Genomic DNA, 19,205 nt, shown 5'->3' on the forward strand with positions numbered 1-19,205 from the left:
GGTCAGAAGTCCTTTCAGGCGGTCAGCTGAGACCGACTCAGATGTCGAGGAACCGAACGTCCTTGGCGTTGCGCTGGATGAAGGAGCGCCGGGCCTCGACGTCCTCACCCATCAGCACCGAGAACAGGTCGTCGGCCTGCGCCGCGTCGTCCAGGGTGACCTGGCCGAGCACGCGGTGGTCCACGTCCATGGTGGTGACGCGCAGCTCCTCGGCGTTCATCTCGCCCAGACCCTTGAAGCGCTGGATCGAGTCTTCCTTGATCCGCTTGCCGTTCTGCTTGCCGAGCTCGACCAGGGCGTCGCGCTCACGGTCCGAGTACGCGTACTCGAAGTCGTCCCGACCCCACTTGATCTTGTACAGCGGCGGGCGCGACAGGTACACGTGGCCCGCCTCGACCAGCGGCCGCATGAAGCGGAACAGGAAGGTCAGCAGCAGGGTGTTGATGTGCTGGCCGTCGACGTCGGCGTCCGCCATCAGGATGATCTTGTGATAGCGGAGCTTCTCGATGTCGAAGTCCTCGTGCACACCCGTGCCGAAGGCACTGATCAGCGCCTGGACCTCGGTGTTCTGCAGGATCTTGTCGATCCGCGCCTTCTCGACGTTCAGGATCTTGCCGCGGATCGGCAGGATGGCCTGGTACATCGGATTGCGGCCGGACTTCGCCGAACCACCGGCGGAGTCACCCTCGACGATGAAGATCTCGCACTTCGTCGGGTCGTTCGACTGGCAGTCGGACAGCTTGCCCGGCAGCGAGGCGCTCTCCAGCAGACCCTTGCGACGGGTCAGGTCACGGGCCTTGCGGGCCGCGACGCGCGCCGTGGCCGCGTTGATCGACTTGCGGACGATGTCCGCCGCCTCGACCGGGTTCCGGTCGAACCAGTCGTTCAGGTGCTCGTGCACGACCTTCTGCACGAAGGTCTTCGCCTCCGTGTTGCCCAGCTTGGTCTTCGTCTGGCCCTCGAACTGCGGCTCGCCCAGCTTGATCGAGATGATCGCCGTCAGACCCTCGCGGATGTCCTCGCCGGCGAGGTTGTCGTCCTTCTCGCGCAGCAGCTTCTTGTCGCGCGCGTACCGGTTGACCAGACCCGTCAGAGCCGCACGGAAGCCCTCCTCGTGCGTACCGCCCTCGTGCGTGTGGATCGTGTTCGCGAAGGAGTAGACACCCTCCGTGTACTGCGAGTTCCACTGCATCGCGATCTCGACCGAGAGCATCCGCTCCTTGTCCTCGGCCTCGACGTCGATGACGGTCGGGTGGATCATCTCGCCCTTGCGCGAGTTGAGGTACTTCACGAAGTCGACGATGCCGCCCTCGTAGTGGTACTTCACCGTGCGCGCCGCGGGCTCCGCCGCCTCCGCGTCCGGGTCGTCGGCGCCGACCGTGGCCTTCGCCGACTCGCGCTCGTCGGTCAGCGTCAGGGTCAGGCCCTTGTTCAGGAAGGCCATCTCCTGGAAGCGCCGCGAGAGCGTCTCGAAGGAGTAGTCGGTCGTCTCGAAGATGTCGGGGTCGGCCCAGAACGTCACCGACGTGCCGTGCTCGCCGGTCTCCTCGTTCCTGGCCAGCGGGGCCGTCGGCACGCCCAGCTTGTAGTCCTGGGTCCAGCGGTAGCCGTCCGTCTTGACCTCGACCGCGACCTTGGTCGACAGGGCGTTCACGACGGACACGCCCACGCCGTGCAGACCGCCGGAGACCGCGTAGCCGCCGCCGCCGAACTTGCCGCCCGCGTGCAGCACCGTGAGGACGACCTCGACCGCCGGCTTGCCCTCGGACGGCACGATGCCGACCGGGATGCCTCGGCCGTTGTCGACCACGCGCACGCCGCCGTCGGCCAGGATCGTCACGTCGATCGTGTCCGCGTGCCCGGCCATGGCCTCGTCGACGGAGTTGTCCACGACCTCCTGCACGAGGTGGTGCAGGCCGCGCTCACCGGTCGAGCCGATGTACATACCGGGCCGCTTGCGGACCGCATCCAGGCCCTCGAGGACCTGGATGGCACTGGCGTCGTAATTCTTCTCGTTGGAGTCGCCGGAATCGGCCACGAAGCGCCCTTTCTGGCACAGCGCAGCCCGTACTCCGGACCAGCGTGTGCGCCGGAGGAGCGGCCGCGTCGATCTGCGTTGTCTGCGTGATCCCGCGATCGGGCGGGATTTCCTTCAGTCTACCGGTACCACCGACATGAATGGGGGTTTGCCGGTACCTGAGTCCGCATGTGCCGCCCTGAACCTCCACCTTCCGACTCCCCATATCCGGGACGGGGCTCAAAGAGGCTCACACGGGCATCCAGCGCTTCGGCCTGTCAACCTCCCACTACCGTGAGGGACACCACCCGTTCCCGCCCCCGCCGGCCTTCGGGACGACTCCCAGCCGCGCCGGGCACGATCCGGCCCCGCCGGCGTTTGAGGCGCGGGGTCCGGGGCGGAGCCCCAGGCCAGGCGCAGCCGGACTACCCGTACGTGTCCCCGGGCCCGGTACTCCCCGGCGCCCGCCACGGCCCGTAGCCCTTCGGCCGCCCGGTCCCGGGCCCCCGCACCTGGATCATCCGCACGGTCCCCTGCCCGAGATCCCCGTTCAGCCGCGCCACGAGCTGCGGAGCCAGCAGCTTCAGCTGCGCCGCCCACGCCGAGGAATCACAGCGGACCAGCAGCTCACGGTCCTCGTACCGCTCCGGCACGCAGTGCGCCGCGATCTCCGGACCCACGATCTCCGGCCAGCGCTCCATCACGCCCGCCACCGCCATCGGCATCTCCCAGCCGCGCTCCGTGCGCAACCGGTCCAGCGCCGCCATCAACGGCATCGGATCCCGGCCGTCCGCACGCGCGCCCGACCGCAGCCCCGGACCCTGCTGCCGCTTCTTCCCGCCCGCCGCGTTCCCCCGGGCCCGCGCCTGCTCCCGCGCCGCGGCCAGCGCCTGCCGCGCCAGATCCACCCCGGAGGGCTCCGGCGCCCTGCGGGCATCGGCCCGCGCCTCCTTGCCCCGCTCGCCGTCCTGATCGCTCACAGCCGGGTCACCTCACCACCGGACACCCCGAACCGCGCCCCCGCCAGCACACCCGGAACGTCATCGTCCACCGCCGCCGTCACCAGCACCTGCTCACCCGGCGCCACCAGCTCGGCCAGCCGCTCCCGCCGCCGCGCGTCCAGCTCCGCGAACACGTCGTCCAGGATCAGCACCGGCTCCGCGCCCTCCGAGCGCAGCAGCTCGTACGAGGCCAGCCGCAGGGCCAGCGCGTACGACCACGACTCCCCGTGGCTCGCGTACCCCTTCGCCGGCAGCTCCCCCAGCCGCAGCAGCAGGTCGTCGCGGTGCGGACCCACCAGCGTCACACCCCGCTCGATCTCCTGCTTGCGCACCTCCGCCAGGGCCGCCAGCAGCACCTCGCAGACCGCCTCGCGACTGCGCGCCGACCCGCTGTCCACCGGCTCGCCCGCCGAGGACTTGTACGAGAGCCCCAGCGGCCCGCCGCCGGGCGCGAGCTGCTCGTACGCCTTGTCCGCCAGCGGCAGCAGCGTCGCGATGAGATCCAGCCGCTGCGCCACCAACTCCGCGCCCGCGCGCGCCAGATGCTGGTCCCACACGTCCAGGGTCGACAGGTCCATGGACCGGCCGCCGTGCCGACGGGCCATCGCCGCCGACTTCAGCAGGGTGTTGCGCTGCTTCAGCACCCGCTCGTAGTCCGAGCGGACCGCCGCCATCCGCGGCGAGCGCGCGGTGACCAGCTCGTCCAGGAACCGGCGCCGCTCACCCGGGTCGCCCTTCACCAGGGCCAGGTCCTCCGGCGCGAACAGCACCGTCCGTACGATCCCCAGCACGTCCCGCGGCCTGACCTGCGAGGACCGGTTGATCCGGGCCCGGTTCGCCCGGCCCGGGTTCAGCTCCAGCTCGACCAGCTGCTGACGCTCGCCCTGGGTGACGGCCGCGCGGATGATCGCCCGGTCCGCGCCCATCCGCACCAGCGGCGCGTCCGAGGAGACCCGGTGGCTGCCCAGCGTCGACAGGTAGCCGATCGCCTCGACGAGGTTCGTCTTCCCCTGGCCGTTGGGACCCACGAAAGCCGTGACGCCCGGGTCGAGGGGAACCTCGGCCCGGGCGTACGAGCGGAAGTCGGCCAGCGAGAGATGCGAAACATGCATACGGCGCCGACCTCCCCCGGCTTCCTACTGCTCTGTGTGGTGCTGTGCAGCCGCTCTGAGCTGCGTGGTGTCTCTTCCCGACTACTTCTTCTCGACCGCGTGGCCGCCGAACTGGTTGCGCAGCGCGGCGATCATCTTCATCTGCGGGGAGTCGTCCTGGCGCGACGCGAACCGCGCGAACAGCGAAGCGGTGATCGCCGGCAGCGGAACCGCGTTGTCGATCGCCGCCTCCACCGTCCAGCGGCCCTCGCCCGAGTCCTGCGCGAAGCCGCGCAGCCGCTCGAGGTGCTCGTCCTCGTCGAGGGCGTTCACGGCCAGGTCCAGCAGCCAGGAACGGATGACCGTGCCCTCCTGCCAGGAGCGGAAGACCTCGCGGACGTCGGTGACCGAGTCCACCTTCTCCAGGAGCTCCCAGCCCTCGGCATAGGCCTGCATCATGGCGTACTCGATGCCGTTGTGGACCATCTTCGCGAAGTGGCCCGCACCGACCTTGCCGGCGTGCACGGCGCCGAAGTCGCCCTCGGGCTTGAGGGCGTCGAAGATCGGCTGGACCCGTGCCACGTGGTCCTTCTCGCCGCCGTACATCAGCGCGTAGCCGTTCTCCAGGCCCCACACACCGCCCGAGACACCGCAGTCGACGAAGCCGATGCCCTTGGCCGCCAGCTCCCCGGCGTGCTTCTCGTCGTCGGTCCAGCGGGAGTTGCCGCCGTCGACGACGATGTCGCCGATCGAGAGCAGCTCGGCGAGCTCGTCGACGGTGGACTGGGTGGCGGCACCGGCCGGGACCATCACCCACACCACGCGGGGGGCCTGCAGGCTGTCCACAAGTTCCCGCAGGCTGTGGACATCCGCGAGGTCCGGGTTGCGGTCGTATCCGATGACGGTGTGGCCTGCGCGGCGGATGCGCTCGCGCATGTTGCCGCCCATCTTGCCGAGACCGACGAGACCAAGCTCCATCAGGTGGTTCCTTAAGCGTTGTGGCCGTCTTTGCCGGGGCCTCCTGCTTCCCGGAGGACATCCCAGGCCCCGAGCCTACGCCCGGCCGGGCCGCCGGGCTCCACGGGGCGCGCACGGCCCCGGGCTGCGGGGGAAACGCGGTCAGGCCCGGTCTCGCGTGCCGCGAAACCGGGCCTGACCTGCGAAGAATCAGCCGGAGAGGCGTACCGGCATGATCAGGTACTTGTACGCCTCGTCGGCCTCGGCGTCGACCGCCGGGCGGCCGCTGAGCAGAGCCGGCTTGGTCGACGTGGTGAAGCTGAGCTGCGCGGCGGGCGAGTCGATCGCGCTCAGGCCGTCGAGCAGGAAGGTCGGGTTGAAGGCGATCGAGATGTCGTCGCCCTCGAGCTTGGCGTCGACGCGCTCCACAGCCTGTGCATCGTCGGAGGAACCCGCCTCGAGGATCAGCACGCCCTGCTCGAAGCTCAGCCGGACCGGGGTGTTGCGCTCGGCGACGAGGGCCACGCGCTTGACGGCCTCGACGAACGGGGCGGTCTCGATCACGGCGATGGAGTTGAACTCCGTCGGGAAGAGAGTCCGGTACTTCGGCAGGTCGCCCTCGAGGAGGCGGGTGGTGGTGCGGCGGCCGGCGCCCTCGAAACCGATCAGGCCCTCACCGGCACCGGAGCCGGACAGCGCCAGAGTGACGGTGTCGCCGCTGGTCAGGGACTTGGCGGTGTCCAGGAGCGTCTTCGCGGGCACCAGGGCCACGGCGGAGGCGTCCGGGTTCTCCGGCTTCCACAGGAACTCGCGGACCGCGAAGCGGTAGCGGTCGGTGGAGGCCAGGGTGACGCGGTCGCCCTCGATCTCGATGCGGACACCGGTCAGCACGGGCAGCGTGTCGTCGCGGCCGGCGGCGATGGCGACCTGTGCGGCGGCGGAGGCGAAGACCTCGCCGGGCACGGTGCCGGTCGCGGTCGGCATCACGGGCAGCGCCGGGTACTCGTCCACAGGCAGGGTGTGGAGGGTGAACCGTGAGGAGCCGCAGACCACGGTCGCCCGTACACCGTCTGTGGAAATCTCCACCGGGCGGTTGGGGAGAGCGCGGCAGATGTCGGCGAGGAGCCGGCCGGAGACCAGGACGGTGCCGTCCTCCTCGACGTCCGCCTCGACGGAGACGCGGGCCGAGACCTCGTAGTCGAAGCCGGAGAGGCTGAGGGTGCCCTCTTCGGCCTTCAGCAGCAGGCCCGCGAGAACGGGCACCGGCGGCCGGGCCGGGAGGCTACGGGCCGCCCAGGCCACCGCCTCCGCGAGTACGTCGCGCTCCACCCGGATCTTCACCGGAACCGCCTCCTGCTGTTGCTCGCTCGTCTGCCGGCCTTCGTCGTCGGCTCGTCGATGGCTCGAGTGCCGGGGACCAGTCTGACGTACGGCGCCGACAGTCGGTGCGGCTGGCGGTCAAGTCGGGAGCGAGGCGTCGGGGCGGCCGTCCGCCGAGTTGTGCACAGGACCTGCTTGAAAACCGAAACCGGGCTAACTCTCTATGGGGGTAGTAGTAGGGCCTGTGGAAACGGTGGATAACCCCGTTTTGGCTGGTCAGGCCGCGTTTTTTATCCCCACACCCTGTGGGTGGCACCGGTGGACAACACGGTGTTGCTGTGGAGAACGAAAACTTCTGCACAGGCCGTCCCCAGACGACCTCGACTACTCCACAGGTGTGTCCCCAGCTTTTCCCCAGTACTCCACAGCCCAAACGTCCACCTCCGTGTGACGGCTTTCACTCGGGTCGGTGAGAAGGGGTGGCATGTTGCCGAACAGTGGACAACGGTGTGGAGAAGACCGCAGAACCTGTGCACAGGATCGGCGAACCTGTGGGTTGGTGGTGGACAACGTCGTGGACAGCGTTGTGGACGAAAAAATTGTCCACAGGCTGTGGACGACGCTTGCGCACAATTCCACAGCCTGCTGACCTGGGCTGATGGGGGCTCAACCGGCATCCCTGTGGACAGATTGTGGGCGACCGGGGCCGTCCCCAGGGTGTGGACGGCAGAAACTCGGCGAATCTGTGGATGAGTTGCTCCCGCGGGGGCGTATTCGAACAGGTCAGGGGCGCGCGGACGAAAAAGGGCGCCCCCGCTGTGGTCCGGGAGCGCCCTCTGGCGGCGTGTGAAGGACGTGCCGAGGAGCTCGGCCGAGGCTCGTCTCAGGCGTTCTTGATGCGGTTGGTGAGCTCCGTGACCTGGTTGTAGATGGAGCGGCGCTCCGCCATCAGGGCACGGATCTTGCGGTCCGCGTGCATGACCGTGGTGTGGTCGCGGCCGCCGAACTGGGCCCCGATCTTGGGCAGGGACAGGTCGGTGAGCTCCCGGCACAGGTACATGGCGATCTGCCGGGCGGTGACCAGGACCCGGCTGCGCGAGGAGCCGCACAGGTCGTCCACGGTGAGCCCGAAGTAGTCGGCGGTGGCCGCCATGATGTCGGTCGCCGTGATCTCCGGCGCACTGTCCTCGCCGCCCGGGATCAGGTTCTTGAGGACGTCCTCGGTCAGGCCCAGGTCGACCGGCTGCCGGTTGAGGCTCGCGAAGGCCGTGACCCGGATCAGCGCCCCCTCCAGCTCGCGGATGTTGCGCGAGATGCGGGAGGCGATGAACTCCAGTACCTCCGGCGGGGCGTTGAGCTGCTCCTGGACGGCCTTCTTGCGCAGGATCGCGATGCGGGTCTCCAGCTCGGGCGGCTGGACGTCGGTGATCAGGCCCCACTCGAAGCGGTTGCGGAGCCGGTCCTCCAGGGTGACGAGCTGCTTGGGCGGCCGGTCGGAGGAGAGCACGATCTGCTTGTTGGCGTTGTGGAGCGTGTTGAAGGTGTGGAAGAACTCCTCCTGCGTCGACTCCTTGCTCGCCAGGAACTGGATGTCGTCGACGAGCAGGATGTCCATCTCGCGGTAGCGCTTGCGGAACGCGTCGCCCTTGCCGTCGCGGATGGAGTTGATGAACTCGTTGGTGAACTCCTCGGAGCTCACGTACCGCACCCGGGTGCCGGGGTAGAGGCTCCGCGCGTAGTGCCCGATGGCGTGCAGCAGGTGCGTCTTGCCGAGGCCCGACTCCCCGTAGATGAAGAGGGGGTTGTACGCCTTCGCGGGTGCCTCGGCGACGGCCACCGCGGCGGCGTGCGCGAAGCGGTTGGAGGCGCCGATGACGAAGGTGTCGAAGAGGTACTTGGGGTTCAGCCGGGCGGTCGGTTCGAGCGGGCCGGAGGTGGAGCCGCCGGACGGGGCCGGGGCGGCCGAGGGCCGGCCGGGTGCCTGGCGCGGCGCGGGCTGCTCGTACTGCTGCTGCTCGTACTGGCGTGACGGGTGGTTCTTGTGCTGCTGCTGGGACTCGTACGGGGACTGCTCGTACTGCTGCTGCTCGTAAGAGCCCTGGTCATAGGCCGGGGGTTCGGACTGCTGGAGGTACCCCGGCTGCGGGGAGGCGTACGGGTCGCGCTCGGGGAAGCCGCCGAGGCGGGGCTGCTGCCAGCCGTAGTCGTCCTGCTGGCCGCCGCGGGGCCAGGCGCCGGGCTCGGGGCGCGGCTGCTGGTAGTCCGGGTAGGCGGGGCGGGCGGTGGGCAGCTGGTCGTCCGAGGGGCCGCCCGGACCGCCGGGGCGCTGGCCGGGGTACGGCTCGTACGCGCCCTGCTGCTGGGTGGTCGGGGCGGGGGCGGGCTCGCCGGCGGAGTCGTCCACGGTGATGGCGATCCGGATGGGGCGGCCGCACTCGCGGCTGAGCGCGTCGCTGATCAGCGGCGCGAGGCGGCCTTCGAGGACGCGCTTGCCCCATTCGTTGGGGACGGCGAGCAGTGCGGTGTCGGCGACGAGTGCCAGGGGCTGGCAGCGCTCGACCCACTGCTTGTCCTTGGGCTCGATCCCCGGCTGTCCCTCCCCGAGGAGCTTTTCGAGCACCCTTGGCCACACTGCGGCAAGATCGGCAGGTACGTCAGCCACAGAGCACGCTCTCTCACAGGGGGTCCCACGAATGTGTGGTTCTTTGGGACGGTCGGGACAAAAAATCCGGGGTCAGGCAACGGTAGTCAGGCCAGCGGGTACGGTTCAAGTCGTTGTCCACAGCCTGTGCACAGTGTGGGGCAGCGTCGCCTCGGTTTGACCGGATGGCGTAGCCGCGCGTACCGTAACGAGGTCGAGTTGTCGATGGCTGCTGCCGCCTGCCTACCGATGGGCGAAGATCACTGGTTTGTGATCGTTTAGCGGTGCCACTCGGGCGAACACGCGAGTTTCCTCGTGGGCGCACGGTGACAGCCAGGCGATGTCCCGCCACAACGATTCATTATCTGGAGCCCCCGAGTGAGCAAGCGCACCTTCCAGCCGAACAACCGCCGTCGTGCCAAGACCCACGGCTTCCGCCTGCGGATGCGTACCCGTGCCGGTCGCGCGATCCTGGCGAACCGCCGTGGCAAGGGCCGCGCAGCCCTTTCCGCGTAACAACACGCAGGTCGTGACGTCGTGCTGTCTCCCGAGAATCGGCTGAGGCGGCGCGAGGACTTCGCGAGCGCGGTACGTCGAGGGCGTCGGGCCGGTCGCCCGCTCCTCGTCGTCCACCTACGTACAAGCGGTGCAACGGACCCGCACGAGCGGGGGGAGATCGATCCCTCGACGCGTGCGGGTTTCGTCGTCAGCAAAGCTGTCGGCAACGCCGTCATACGTAACCGGGTGAAGCGCCGTCTGCGCCATCTGGTCCGGGAGCGGCTGCCCCAGCTGCCCGCCGGTAGCCTGGTGGTGGTACGTGCGTTGCCCGGAGCGGGTGATGCCGGCCCCGACGAACTGGCCCGGGACCTGGATGCCGCTCTGGTGCGGCTCCTGGGAGGCGTGGCTCGATGAAGTACCCGCTGCTCGCTTTGATCAAGCTGTACCAGTGGACGATCAGTCCGCTGCTCGGGCCGGTGTGCCGCTACTACCCCTCGTGTTCGCACTACGGGTACACGGCCATCGACCGGCATGGTGCGGTGAAGGGGACGGTTCTGACCGCCTGGCGGATCCTGCGGTGCAATCCGTGGTCCCCGGGTGGTGTGGACCATGTCCCACCTCGTAAACGCCCGCGTTGGCACGAGCAGCTGCGCAGTGCGTTGCGTAGATCTCGCAATGCTCAAGGAGCCTGATTAGTGGACACGATTGCCAGTTTGTTCAGCTTTATCACCACACCCGTTTCGTGGATCATCGTCCAGTTCCACAAGCTGTACGGGGCGATCTTCGGTGCGGACAGTGGGTGGGCCTGGGGCCTGTCCATCGTGTCCCTGGTGATCTTGATTCGTATCTGCCTGATCCCGCTCTTCGTGAAGCAGATCAAGGCGACGCGCGGCATGCAGGCGCTCCAGCCGAAGATGAAGGCGATCCAGGAGCGCTACAAGAACGACAAGCAGCGTCAGTCCGAAGAGATGATGAAGCTGTACAAGGAGACGGGTACCAACCCGCTCTCCTCGTGCCTTCCCATCCTGGCGCAGTCTCCGTTCTTCTTCGCGCTGTACCACGTGCTGGCCAACATCGCCGACGGCAAGAAGATCGGCGCGATGGACCAGCAGCTGGTCGACAGCGCCCGTGAGGCCAAGATCTTCGGTGCGCCCATCGCCGCCAAGTTCATGGACAGTCCGGAGAAGGTCGAGGCGCTGGGCGCCTCCCTGACGGACGTCCGGATCGTGACCGCGGTCATGATCGTCCTGATGTCGCTGTCGCAGTTCTACACCCAGCGCCAGCTGATGCAGAAGAACGTCGACCTGTCGGTCAAGACGCCGTTCATGCAGCAGCAGAAGATGCTGATGTACATCTTCCCCGTGATCTTCGCGGTGATGGGCATCAACTTCCCCGTCGGTGTCCTCGTCTACTGGATGACCACGAACGTGTGGACCATGGGTCAGCAGATGTACGTGATCAACCAGAACCCGACGCCGGGCAGCAAGGCCCAGGACCAGTACCTGACCCGCCTGCTGAAGCACGTCAGCTCGCATGGTGACGTCAAGAGCCGTGGCAAGAAGAAGGTCGTCGCGGCGATCGTGGCCAAGGGCCCGGACCGCAACGACAACGAGCGCAAGTTCATCTCCGCGCTGACCAAGCAGGGCATGGCCGCTCAGGCGGACGGCTCGGTGATCAAGAGTTCTGAAGCGACCGCCGACTCGGACGCGGCGAGCGGTGGTGTCGCCACGAAGCGGCAGCAGCCCAAGCGGCAGTCGAAGTCGAAGCGTCAGACGCCCCCCAGCAAGCCCTCCAAGAAGTAAGAAGGAGTCCCTCCCGTGACGGAAGGCACCACCACCGCCGCCGCTGAGAGTGGCGACACCCTGACCCGCCTCGAGCAGGAGGGTGAGATCGCGGCCGACTACCTTGAGGGTCTGCTGGACATCGCCGACCTGGACGGCGACATCGACATGGACGTCGAGGCCGACCGGGCCGCGGTGTCGATCGTCAGTGACTCGGCCAGCCGTGATCTGCAGAAGCTCGTGGGCCGTGACGGTGAGGTCCTGGAGGCTCTGCAGGAGCTGACCCGCCTCGCCGTGCACCGCGAGACCGGGGACCGCAGCCGGCTGATGCTGGACATCGCCGGGTTCCGCGCGAAGAAGCGTGAGGAACTGGCGGCGCTGGGCGCTCAGGCCGCGGCGGACGTGAAGGCGTCCGGCGAGCCCCTGAAGCTGGCCCCGATGACCCCGTTCGAGCGCAAGGTCGTCCACGACGCCGTGGCGGCGGCCGGTCTGCGGAGCGAGTCCGAGGGCGAGGAGCCGCAGCGCTTCGTCGTTGTGCTCCCGGCCTGACCGGTAGCGAGAGTGTTCGGCCCCGTCTGTGTCGCAGACGGGGCCGAAGTTTGTCAGCCTGGCATGTGAACGACGCGCCATCTTGAAGACGTGGTTCTTCAGAACCATGCGGTACGGAAGGGACGGTCCCCGTGACGGAGGCAGCAGCTGAGCTTCCCCCGGCGCCTGAAGAGGCGCGCGCGGTGTTCGGTGAGTATTTCCCGGAAGCTGTGCGCTACGCGGAGCTGCTGGCCGATGCGGGAGTGCAGCGGGGCCTGATCGGGCCGCGTGAGGTGCCGCGGCTGTGGGAGCGGCATCTGCTGAACTGCGCTGTGCTGTCGGAGGTGGTTCCCCAGGGAGTCACCGTGTGCGACGTGGGCTCGGGTGCGGGTCTGCCCGGCATCCCGCTGGCGCTGGTGCGGCGTGATCTGAAGATCACGCTGCTCGAGCCGCTGCTGCGGCGGACGAACTTCCTCCAGGAGGCCGTGGAGCTGCTGGGCCTGGACCACGTCACGGTGGTGCGCGGGCGGGCCGAGGAGGTTCTCGGGAAGGTGCAGCCGGTGCACGTGGTGACGGCGCGGGCGGTGGCTCCGCTGGACCGGCTGGCCGGGTGGGGTGTGCCCCTGCTGCGTCCGTACGGGGAGATGCTGGCGCTCAAGGGCGATACCGCCGAGGAGGAGCTGGTGTCGGCCAAGTCCGCCCTGGCGAAGCTCGGTGTGGTGAAGACCTCGGTGCTGCACGTGGGTGAGGGTGTGGTGGACCCTCTGTCGACGGTGGTGCGTGTGGAGGTCGGCGAGAGCCCCGGTGGGGTGAGGTTCGCGGCCAAGCGGGCTAAGGCGGCCCGTGTGGGACGCACGCGTCGGCGTCGCTGAGTCTCCGGTCTTGGGGTTCTGCGGGAGATTTCGCCTGTGTTGGGCCCTATAGGTATGGATTTCGGAGTGTCGTAGCAGTCTGAAGTCTTCGCCCGGGCATCGTGTTTCACGTGAAACGTCGCTCTCTGCTGCACGGAATCATCAGCCGCGGTCGTGCGGCTGCGTCCCCCCGCCCTCGCAAGGACGCGAGGGGGACGGAGTTGTCCACATCGGTGGATTCATCCACAGGAGTACGGGCCCCGCTGGTTCGCGACCCCGGTGACATGGCAGGCTCTGTTCATCGCGAGCCTGATGTCGAGGAGAGTGACACCGTGCGGTCCGACGCCAACCTCGCGGGGCCGATGGCCGATCCGGTCCCCGGTCCCCGCTCTGAATCGGCGGGAGACGATGTTTCACGTGAAACATCGCCTCCGCCCCTTGTAGACAACGACACCCCGATCGGCCGAGCTGCCCAGCTGGCGGTCGAGGCACTGGGGCGCGCCGGCGAGGGCCTGCCCCGCCCGGAGCAGACCCGGGTCATCGTGGTCGCCAACCAGAAGGGCGGCGTGGGCAAGACCACGACGACCGTGAATCTGGCGGCCTCACTGGCACTGCACGGAGCGCGGGTCCTGGTGGTCGACCTCGACCCGCAGGGCAATGCCTCCACGGCCCTGGGAATCGACCACCACGCGGATGTGCCGTCGATCTACGACGTGCTGGTGGACAGCAGGCCGCTGCTGGAGGTCGTCCAGCCCGTGGTGGACGTGGAGGGGCTCTTCTGCGCTCCGGCCACGATCGACCTGGCGGGCGCGGAGATCGAGCTGGTGTCGCTGGTGGCCCGTGAGAGCCGGCTGCAGCGAGCGATCCAGGCGTACGAGCAGCCGCTCGACTACATCCTGATCGACTGCCCGCCGTCGCTGGGGCTGCTGACGGTCAACGCCTTGGTGGCGGGCGCGGAGGTGCTGATCCCGATCCAGTGCGAGTACTACGCGCTGGAGGGGCTGGGGCAGCTGCTGCGCAATGTCGATCTGGTGCGGGCCCACCTGAACCCGACCCTGCACGTGTCGACGATCCTGCTGACGATGTACGACGGCAGGACCCGGTTGGCCTCGCAGGTGGCGGACGAGGTGCGCAGTCACTTCGGCAAGGAGGTGCTGCGGACGAGCATCCCGCGGTCGGTGCGTATCTCCGAGGCGCCGAGCTATGGGCAGACGGTGCTCACGTACGACCCGGGTTCCAGCGGTTCGCTCTCCTATCTGGAGGCGGCGCGGGAGATCGCGTTTCGTGGGGTTGGAATGCAGTACGACGCCCAGCAGGCCCATCTGGGCGCGGGTGTGAACAGCACGCAGAGTGTGGCGGAGGGGATCCAGTGAGCGAGCGGCGTAGAGGTTTGGGGCGGGGGCTCGGTGCGCTGATTCCGGCGGCTCCGCAGGAGAAGACGCCGGTGGTCGGCGGCGGGTCGATGTCTCCGTCGGCGGTGCCGGTGATCACCTCGGAGCGGGGGATCGCGGCGGCGAAGCTGGCTTCGCTGGCGCAGGCCGATGTTTCACGTGAAACATTCGCGGCCGAGCCGGTGAGCGAGCCGGTGCCGGCGGCGCCGGAGGCCAATGTGGTGGCCGGGGCGACGTTCGCGGAGCTTCCGATGGACGCGATCACGCCGAACCCGCGGCAGCCCCGTGAGGTGTTCGACGAGGACGCGCTGGCCGAGCTGGTGACCTCCATCCAGGAGGTGGGTCTGCTGCAGCCGGTGGTCGTGAGGCAGGCGACTCCTGGCCGCTATGAGCTGATCATGGGTGAGCGGCGGTGGCGGGCCTGCCGGGAGGCCGGTCTGGAGGCCATTCCGGCGATCATCCGGGCGACGGATGACGAAAAGCTGCTGCTGGACGCGCTGCTGGAGAACCTGCACCGGGCTCAGCTGAATCCGTTGGAGGAGGCTGCGGCGTACGACCAGCTGCTCCGGGACTTCAACTGCACGCACGATCAGCTGGCCGACCGGATCGGCCGTTCGCGTCCTCAGGTGTCGAACACGCTTCGGCTGCTGAAGCTGTCGCCGTCGGTGCAGCGCCGGGTGGCGGCGGGTGTGCTGTCGGCGGGTCATGCGCGGGCGCTGCTGTCGGTGGAGGACTCCGAGGAGCAGGACCGCCTGGCGCACCGGATCGTGGCCGAGGGGCTGTCGGTGCGTGCGGTGGAGGAGATCGTGACGCTGATGGCGTCGGAGCCCTCCAGTGCGGTGAAGCCGAAGGGTCCGCGTGCGGGTGCCCGGGTGGCTCCGGCGCTCAGTGAGCTGGCGACGCGGCTGTCGGACCGGTTCGAGACGCGGGTGAAGGTCGACCTGGGCCAGAAGAAGGGCAAGATCACCGTCGAGTTCGCGTCGATGGAGGATCTGGAGCGGATTCTGGGGACGCTGGCGCCGGGCGAGGGCCGGGTGCTGGAGCAGGGTCTGTCCGGGGAGTGACCCCCCGGCCGCCGAGGGGCGGACCGTGCCGGTGAGATCCGGCGCGGTCCGCCCCTTTGTCGTCCTGTCGCAGCTGTGCCTGTCGCAGCTGTGCCTGTCGAAGCTGTGCCTGTCGAAAGAACGGGAGCCAGTGGCTACGATGCGTTCATGGGTCGTCGGCTGGTACCGCTCACGCTGGACAACCTCCAGGACCTGCCTCGTCGTTGCCGGTCCTGCGTGTTCTGGGAGCTCGATCCGGTCAGCGGTGAGGCCGCCGTGAAGGCGGGTACGCCGGCACTGGAGAAGGAGGCCTGGATCTCCGCCGTCCTCCTGGAGTGGGGATCGTGCGGCCGGGTGGTCTACGTGGACGAGGTTCCCGTCGGCTTCGTGCTGTACGCGCCGCCGGCGTACGTACCGCGGGCCACCGCGTTCCCGACCAGTCCCGTGTCACCCGACGCCGTGCAGCTGATCACTGCGTGGATCACGCCGGGATACCAGGGACAGGGGCTCGGCCGGGTGATGGTCCAGACGGTGGCGAAGGACCTGTTGCGGCGGGGCTTCCGGGCGATCGAGGCGTTCGGGGACGCCCGGTGGGAGGGTCCGGCGTGTCTGCTCCCGGCGGACCACCTGCTCGCGGTCGGCTTCAAGACGGTGCGGCCCCACCCGGCGCATCCGCGGCTGAGGCTGGAGTTGCGTTCCACGCTGTCGTGGAAGGAAGACGTGGAGCTGGCGCTGGACCGGCTGCTGGGTGCGGCGCGCAAGGAACCGGCGCTGCGCCCGCTGTGAGCCGGATACGCGAAACGGGGCCGCCCCCGAAGGGGCGGCCCCGTCGCAACGTGTGGATCGTCAGGCGGTCTTGACCTGGACGAAGCCCTCGAGGTCGCGCAGGATGGCGGCCTTCGGCTTGGCACCCACGATGGTCTTGGCCACCTCGCCGCCCTGGTACACGTTCAGGGTCGGGATGGACATGACGCCGTACTTGGCGGCCGTGGCCGGGTTCTCGTCGATGTTCAGCTTGACGATCTCGATCTGGTCGCCGTACTCGGCGGCGATGGCCTCGAGGGACGGCGCGATCTGGCGGCACGGTCCGCACCAGGCGGCCCAGAAGTCCACCAGTACGGGCTTGTCGCTCCTGAGGACCTCGGCGTCGAAGTCAGCGTCGGTCACGTTCTTGAGGGTGCCGGCCACAGCGGCCTCCTTCTTCCTGCGGGGTGTGGGTGGGGCTGGTACGGGGTCAGACGGTCGCGTGGGCCTTCTCGGCGTCCGCGAGGGCGGCGAGGAAGCGTTCGGCGTCGAGTGCGGCGGAGCAACCGGTGCCCGCGGCGGTGATGGCCTGACGGTAGGTGTGGTCCACGACGTCGCCGGCGCCGAACACGCCGGTCACGCTGGTCCGGGTCGAGGGGGCCTCTACCTTGAGGTATCCCTCTTCGTCGAGCTCCAGCTGGTCCTTGAACAGCTCGGTGCGCGGGTCGTGGCCGACGGCGATGAAGAGGCCGGTCACGGGCAGCGCGGAGGTCTCGCCGGTCTTGGTGTTGCGCAGGGTCAGACCGGAGAGCTTCTGCTCGCCGTGGATCTCGGCGACTTCGCTGTCCCAGGCGAACTTGATCTTCGGGTCGGCGAAGGCGCGGTCCTGCATGGCCTTCGAGGCGCGCAGGCTGTCGCGACGGTGGACGATCGTGACGGACTTGGCGAACCGGGAGAGGAAGGTCGCTTCCTCGATCGCGGTGTCGCCGCCGCCGACGACGGCGATGTCGTGGTCCTTGAAGAAGAACCCGTCGCAGGTGGCGCACCAGGAGACACCGCGGCCGGAGAGGGCGTCCTCGTTCGGCAGGCCGAGCTTGCGGTGCTGGGAGCCGGTGGTGACGATGACGGCCTTGGCGCGGTGGACGGTGCCGGCGGTGTCGGTGACGGTCTTGATGTCACCGGTGAGGTCCACGGAGACGACGTCGTCGGGGACCAGCTCGGCGCCGAAGCGCTCGGCCTGGCCGCGCATGTTGTCCATGAGGTCCGGGCCCATGATGCCGTCCTGGAACCCGGGGAAGTTCTCCACCTCGGTGGTGTTCATCAGCGCGCCGCCGGCGGTGACGGCACCTTCGAATACCAGCGGCTTGAGCGAAGCACGTGCGGTGTACAGGGCGGCGGTATAGCCGGCCGGTCCGGATCCGATGATGATCACGTTTCGGACGTCGCTCACTGGTTTCTTCCTCGTCTCTGCGGACTGCGTGCTGCCTACCGGGGCCGGTGCGGACTCTCACCCCACCCAACGGATCCTACGGCGCATGCATTCCCAGCTGTCCCGGTGCGGGCCCCGACGTGTCAACTGCGGGCGTAGGTGTGCGTGAGCAACACCCGTCCGGTGGCGGCCGGGGCGGTTTCGCAGCCGCTGTCCACGAGGTAGGCGTCCACGCGGGAGGTGTCGCCCGGGTGGGGCAGGACGAGCAGGAAGACGGGAGTGCCCTGGTAGCTGCCGCGTTCGGCGGCGATCGGCGGGTCGGAGCGGCCGGTGGCCTTCTGGACGCAGGCCGGGACGGGGGCAGCCCGACGGTCGTCGGGCGCGATCCCCGGGGCCTGAGGGCTGTTCTCCAGCCCGTACGTGTTGTTCTGCTCCTCCGGGACCGTACCGGCGGCCTTCCCGGAGGCGAGGAGGTCCCTGACGGTGTTCTGGAGGCCCTGGGCGGTGTAGGAGCCGTCGGTGGCACGGGGCTGGGCAGCGGAGCTCGCCGCGTCGCGGGCCGTCTGTGCGGGCGGGCCGGAGGGGTCGCTGAACAGGAAGATCCCGAGGGCGCAGGCGGCGGCTCCGGTCAGTCCCGCGAGTACGGCGATCCGGCGGCGGGCGCGGCGGCGGCCGGGGCCGGTTGGGCCGGTCGGGTGACCGGTGGGCTGGAGGCGCCGCCCAGCGGCAGCCCGGGGCGTTTCACGTGAAACATCGCGGTCGTCGGAGCGCGGACGGGCCGTCTCGGCGGGCCGGCGGCTGTTGCCGGACGCCTGGGCCGTGGTGGCGTCGAGGAGGGCCTCGGCGGCGAGGGCGGCGTCGATGCGGCCCGCGATGTCGGCGGGCATCCGGGCCGGTCCGGGGAGGGTGCCCAGCAGGGCGCGGATCTCCTCCAGGGAGGCGCGGACATCGGCGCACAGCGCGCAGTCGCCGAGGTGGCGGCGGACTTCGGCGCTGCGGGTCGGCGAGAGCAGTCCTTCGGTCAGGTCGGAGATCTCCGAGACGTCCGGGTGCCGGATCGTGCCGGTCGTGCCGGTGGTGGGGCTCACGGTCGTCCACCTCCGCCCTTCACTGCGTCGGGGTCTGGATGCCTGGGTTCTGCCGCTGGTGGGACGGCTGTGCCCGGCGTCCGGTTCCTTCCCCGCTCGGCGGCGGTGTTATCCCCGGCATTCGTGCGCAGATGAGTGACCATCGGGAGCAATTTCGCCCGGCCGCGTGCGCACCGGCTCTTCACGGTGCCGGTGGGGACGTCGAGGATCTCAGCGGCTTCGGCGACGGGGTATCCCTGCATGTCGACCAGGACGAGTGCGGCCCGCTGATCGGCCGGGAGGGTGCTGAGGGCGGCCAGGAGCTGGCGGTGGAGGTCCTGGCGTTCCGCGGGGGCTTCGGCGGACTCGTGGGGCTCCAGGAGGCGCTCCAGGCGCTCGGTGTCGTCGAGGGGCGAGGTCTTGCGGGAGGCGGCCTTGCGGGCCCGGTCGAGGCAGGCGTTGACGGTGATGCGGTGCAGCCAGGTGGTGACGGCGGAGTCCCCGCGGAAGGTGTGGGCTGCCCGGTAGGCGGAGACGAGGGCGTCCTGTACCGCGTCGGCGGCCTCTTCCCGGTCTCCGAGTGTCCGCAGGGCCACGGCCCAGAGCCGGTCGCGGTGGCGCCGCACGAGCTCTCCGAAGGCCTCCGGATCTCCTGCGACGTGCCGGGCCAGCAACTCCTGGTCTTGGACCGGGTCGGGATCGTCAGCCGCAGGCCTCATGATTCCTCTCCTGGTTGGTTCCGTGCTGGTATTGAATCGGGTTTGCCTCTGAATGTAAATGAGGGCTATTTGGGCATTTCGGTCGCGGCGGGCCGCTTCGGCGATCCCGACAACCAAGATCATCTTG

General features: G+C 69.0%; 19 protein-coding genes. 9 read left to right on the forward strand and 10 right to left on the reverse strand.

Annotated elements, in window-relative coordinates:
* Positions 1–37: 37 nt before the first annotated feature.
* The 6 genes from gyrB to dnaA form a co-directional block, all read right to left on the reverse strand.
* Positions 38–2,059 carry a DNA topoisomerase (ATP-hydrolyzing) subunit B gene (gyrB, locus tag ACIPUC_RS19900; protein WP_446591184.1) on the reverse strand — a complete coding sequence of 674 codons (2,022 nt, stop codon included), beginning with the start codon at positions 2,057–2,059 and terminating at the stop codon, positions 38–40.
* A 383-nt stretch (positions 2,060–2,442) separates the two neighbouring features.
* On the reverse strand, positions 2,443–2,997 hold the full coding sequence (locus tag ACIPUC_RS19905) for a DUF721 domain-containing protein (protein WP_446590932.1): 555 nt from the start codon (positions 2,995–2,997) through the stop codon (positions 2,443–2,445).
* Positions 2,994–4,130 (reverse strand): DNA replication/repair protein RecF, encoded by a 1,137-nt coding sequence (recF, locus tag ACIPUC_RS19910; protein WP_446590934.1) that lies wholly within the window; start codon positions 4,128–4,130, stop codon positions 2,994–2,996. Before recF ends, ACIPUC_RS19905 begins: the two co-directional genes overlap by 4 nt.
* Positions 4,131–4,211: 81 nt before the next feature.
* Complete coding sequence (gene gnd / locus ACIPUC_RS19915; RefSeq protein WP_446590935.1) at positions 4,212–5,087, reverse strand: phosphogluconate dehydrogenase (NAD(+)-dependent, decarboxylating); 876 nt, start codon at positions 5,085–5,087, stop codon at positions 4,212–4,214.
* A 189-nt stretch (positions 5,088–5,276) separates the two neighbouring features.
* Positions 5,277–6,407 (reverse strand): DNA polymerase III subunit beta, encoded by a 1,131-nt coding sequence (dnaN, locus tag ACIPUC_RS19920; protein WP_446590936.1) that lies wholly within the window; start codon positions 6,405–6,407, stop codon positions 5,277–5,279.
* Positions 6,408–7,269: 862 nt separating this feature from the next.
* Entirely contained in the window at positions 7,270–9,048 is a 1,779-nt protein-coding gene (dnaA, locus tag ACIPUC_RS19925) for a chromosomal replication initiator protein DnaA (RefSeq protein ID WP_446590938.1), read from the reverse strand.
* Between the two features lie 357 nt (positions 9,049–9,405).
* On the opposite strand from dnaA, the gene rpmH reads away from it, so the two are divergent.
* The 9 genes from rpmH to ACIPUC_RS19970 all read left to right on the forward strand — a co-directional run bounded on the left by rpmH (position 9,406) and on the right by ACIPUC_RS19970 (position 15,905).
* The gene (gene rpmH, locus ACIPUC_RS19930; protein WP_008741645.1) at positions 9,406–9,543 is read left to right on the forward strand and encodes a 50S ribosomal protein L34; all 138 of its coding nucleotides are present in this window, start codon (positions 9,406–9,408) and stop codon (positions 9,541–9,543) included.
* A gap of 21 nt (positions 9,544–9,564) precedes the next feature.
* Positions 9,565–9,939 (forward strand): ribonuclease P protein component, encoded by a 375-nt coding sequence (rnpA, locus tag ACIPUC_RS19935; RefSeq protein WP_446590940.1) that lies wholly within the window; start codon positions 9,565–9,567, stop codon positions 9,937–9,939.
* Entirely contained in the window at positions 9,936–10,217 is a 282-nt protein-coding gene (gene yidD / locus ACIPUC_RS19940; RefSeq protein ID WP_075970728.1) for a membrane protein insertion efficiency factor YidD, read from the forward strand. Before rnpA ends, yidD begins: the two co-directional genes overlap by 4 nt.
* A 3-nt stretch (positions 10,218–10,220) precedes the next feature.
* Positions 10,221–11,327, forward strand: coding sequence for a membrane protein insertase YidC (gene yidC / locus ACIPUC_RS19945; RefSeq protein ID WP_446590941.1), 1,107 nt, complete (start codon positions 10,221–10,223; stop codon positions 11,325–11,327).
* Positions 11,328–11,342: 15 nt separating this feature from the next.
* Positions 11,343–11,855, forward strand: coding sequence for a Jag family protein (locus tag ACIPUC_RS19950; protein ID WP_030008408.1), 513 nt, complete (start codon positions 11,343–11,345; stop codon positions 11,853–11,855).
* A 131-nt stretch (positions 11,856–11,986) separates the two neighbouring features.
* Positions 11,987–12,706: a 16S rRNA (guanine(527)-N(7))-methyltransferase RsmG gene (gene rsmG, locus ACIPUC_RS19955; RefSeq protein WP_446590943.1), complete on the forward strand. Its 720-nt coding sequence runs from the start codon at positions 11,987–11,989 to the stop codon at positions 12,704–12,706.
* Between the two features lie 263 nt (positions 12,707–12,969).
* Complete coding sequence (locus tag ACIPUC_RS19960) at positions 12,970–14,058, forward strand: ParA family protein (protein ID WP_446590944.1); 1,089 nt, start codon at positions 12,970–12,972, stop codon at positions 14,056–14,058.
* The gene (locus ACIPUC_RS19965; RefSeq protein WP_446590945.1) at positions 14,055–15,140 is read left to right on the forward strand and encodes a ParB/RepB/Spo0J family partition protein; all 1,086 of its coding nucleotides are present in this window, start codon (positions 14,055–14,057) and stop codon (positions 15,138–15,140) included. Before ACIPUC_RS19960 ends, ACIPUC_RS19965 begins: the two co-directional genes overlap by 4 nt.
* Before the next feature lie 147 nt (positions 15,141–15,287).
* Entirely contained in the window at positions 15,288–15,905 is a 618-nt protein-coding gene (locus ACIPUC_RS19970; RefSeq protein WP_446590946.1) for a GNAT family N-acetyltransferase, read from the forward strand.
* Positions 15,906–15,965: 60 nt separating this feature from the next.
* On the opposite strand, the gene trxA is transcribed toward ACIPUC_RS19970, so the two are convergent.
* The 4 genes from trxA to sigM all read right to left on the reverse strand — a co-directional run bounded on the left by trxA (position 15,966) and on the right by sigM (position 19,078).
* A complete protein-coding gene (gene trxA, locus ACIPUC_RS19975) occupies positions 15,966–16,307 on the reverse strand; it encodes a thioredoxin (protein WP_361750197.1) in 342 nt (113 codons plus the stop codon).
* A 46-nt stretch (positions 16,308–16,353) separates the two neighbouring features.
* Positions 16,354–17,313 carry a thioredoxin-disulfide reductase gene (trxB, locus tag ACIPUC_RS19980; protein ID WP_446590947.1) on the reverse strand — a complete coding sequence of 320 codons (960 nt, stop codon included), beginning with the start codon at positions 17,311–17,313 and terminating at the stop codon, positions 16,354–16,356.
* 122 nt (positions 17,314–17,435) lie between these two features.
* Positions 17,436–18,380: an anti-sigma factor family protein gene (locus ACIPUC_RS19985; RefSeq protein WP_446590948.1), complete on the reverse strand. Its 945-nt coding sequence runs from the start codon at positions 18,378–18,380 to the stop codon at positions 17,436–17,438.
* Positions 18,377–19,078 (reverse strand): RNA polymerase sigma factor SigM, encoded by a 702-nt coding sequence (gene sigM / locus ACIPUC_RS19990; RefSeq protein WP_446590949.1) that lies wholly within the window; start codon positions 19,076–19,078, stop codon positions 18,377–18,379. The genes ACIPUC_RS19985 and sigM overlap by 4 nt, the downstream gene beginning before the upstream one ends.
* Positions 19,079–19,205 lie beyond the last annotated feature (127 nt).

This window comes from Streptomyces sp. LARHCF249, assembly GCF_052871255.1.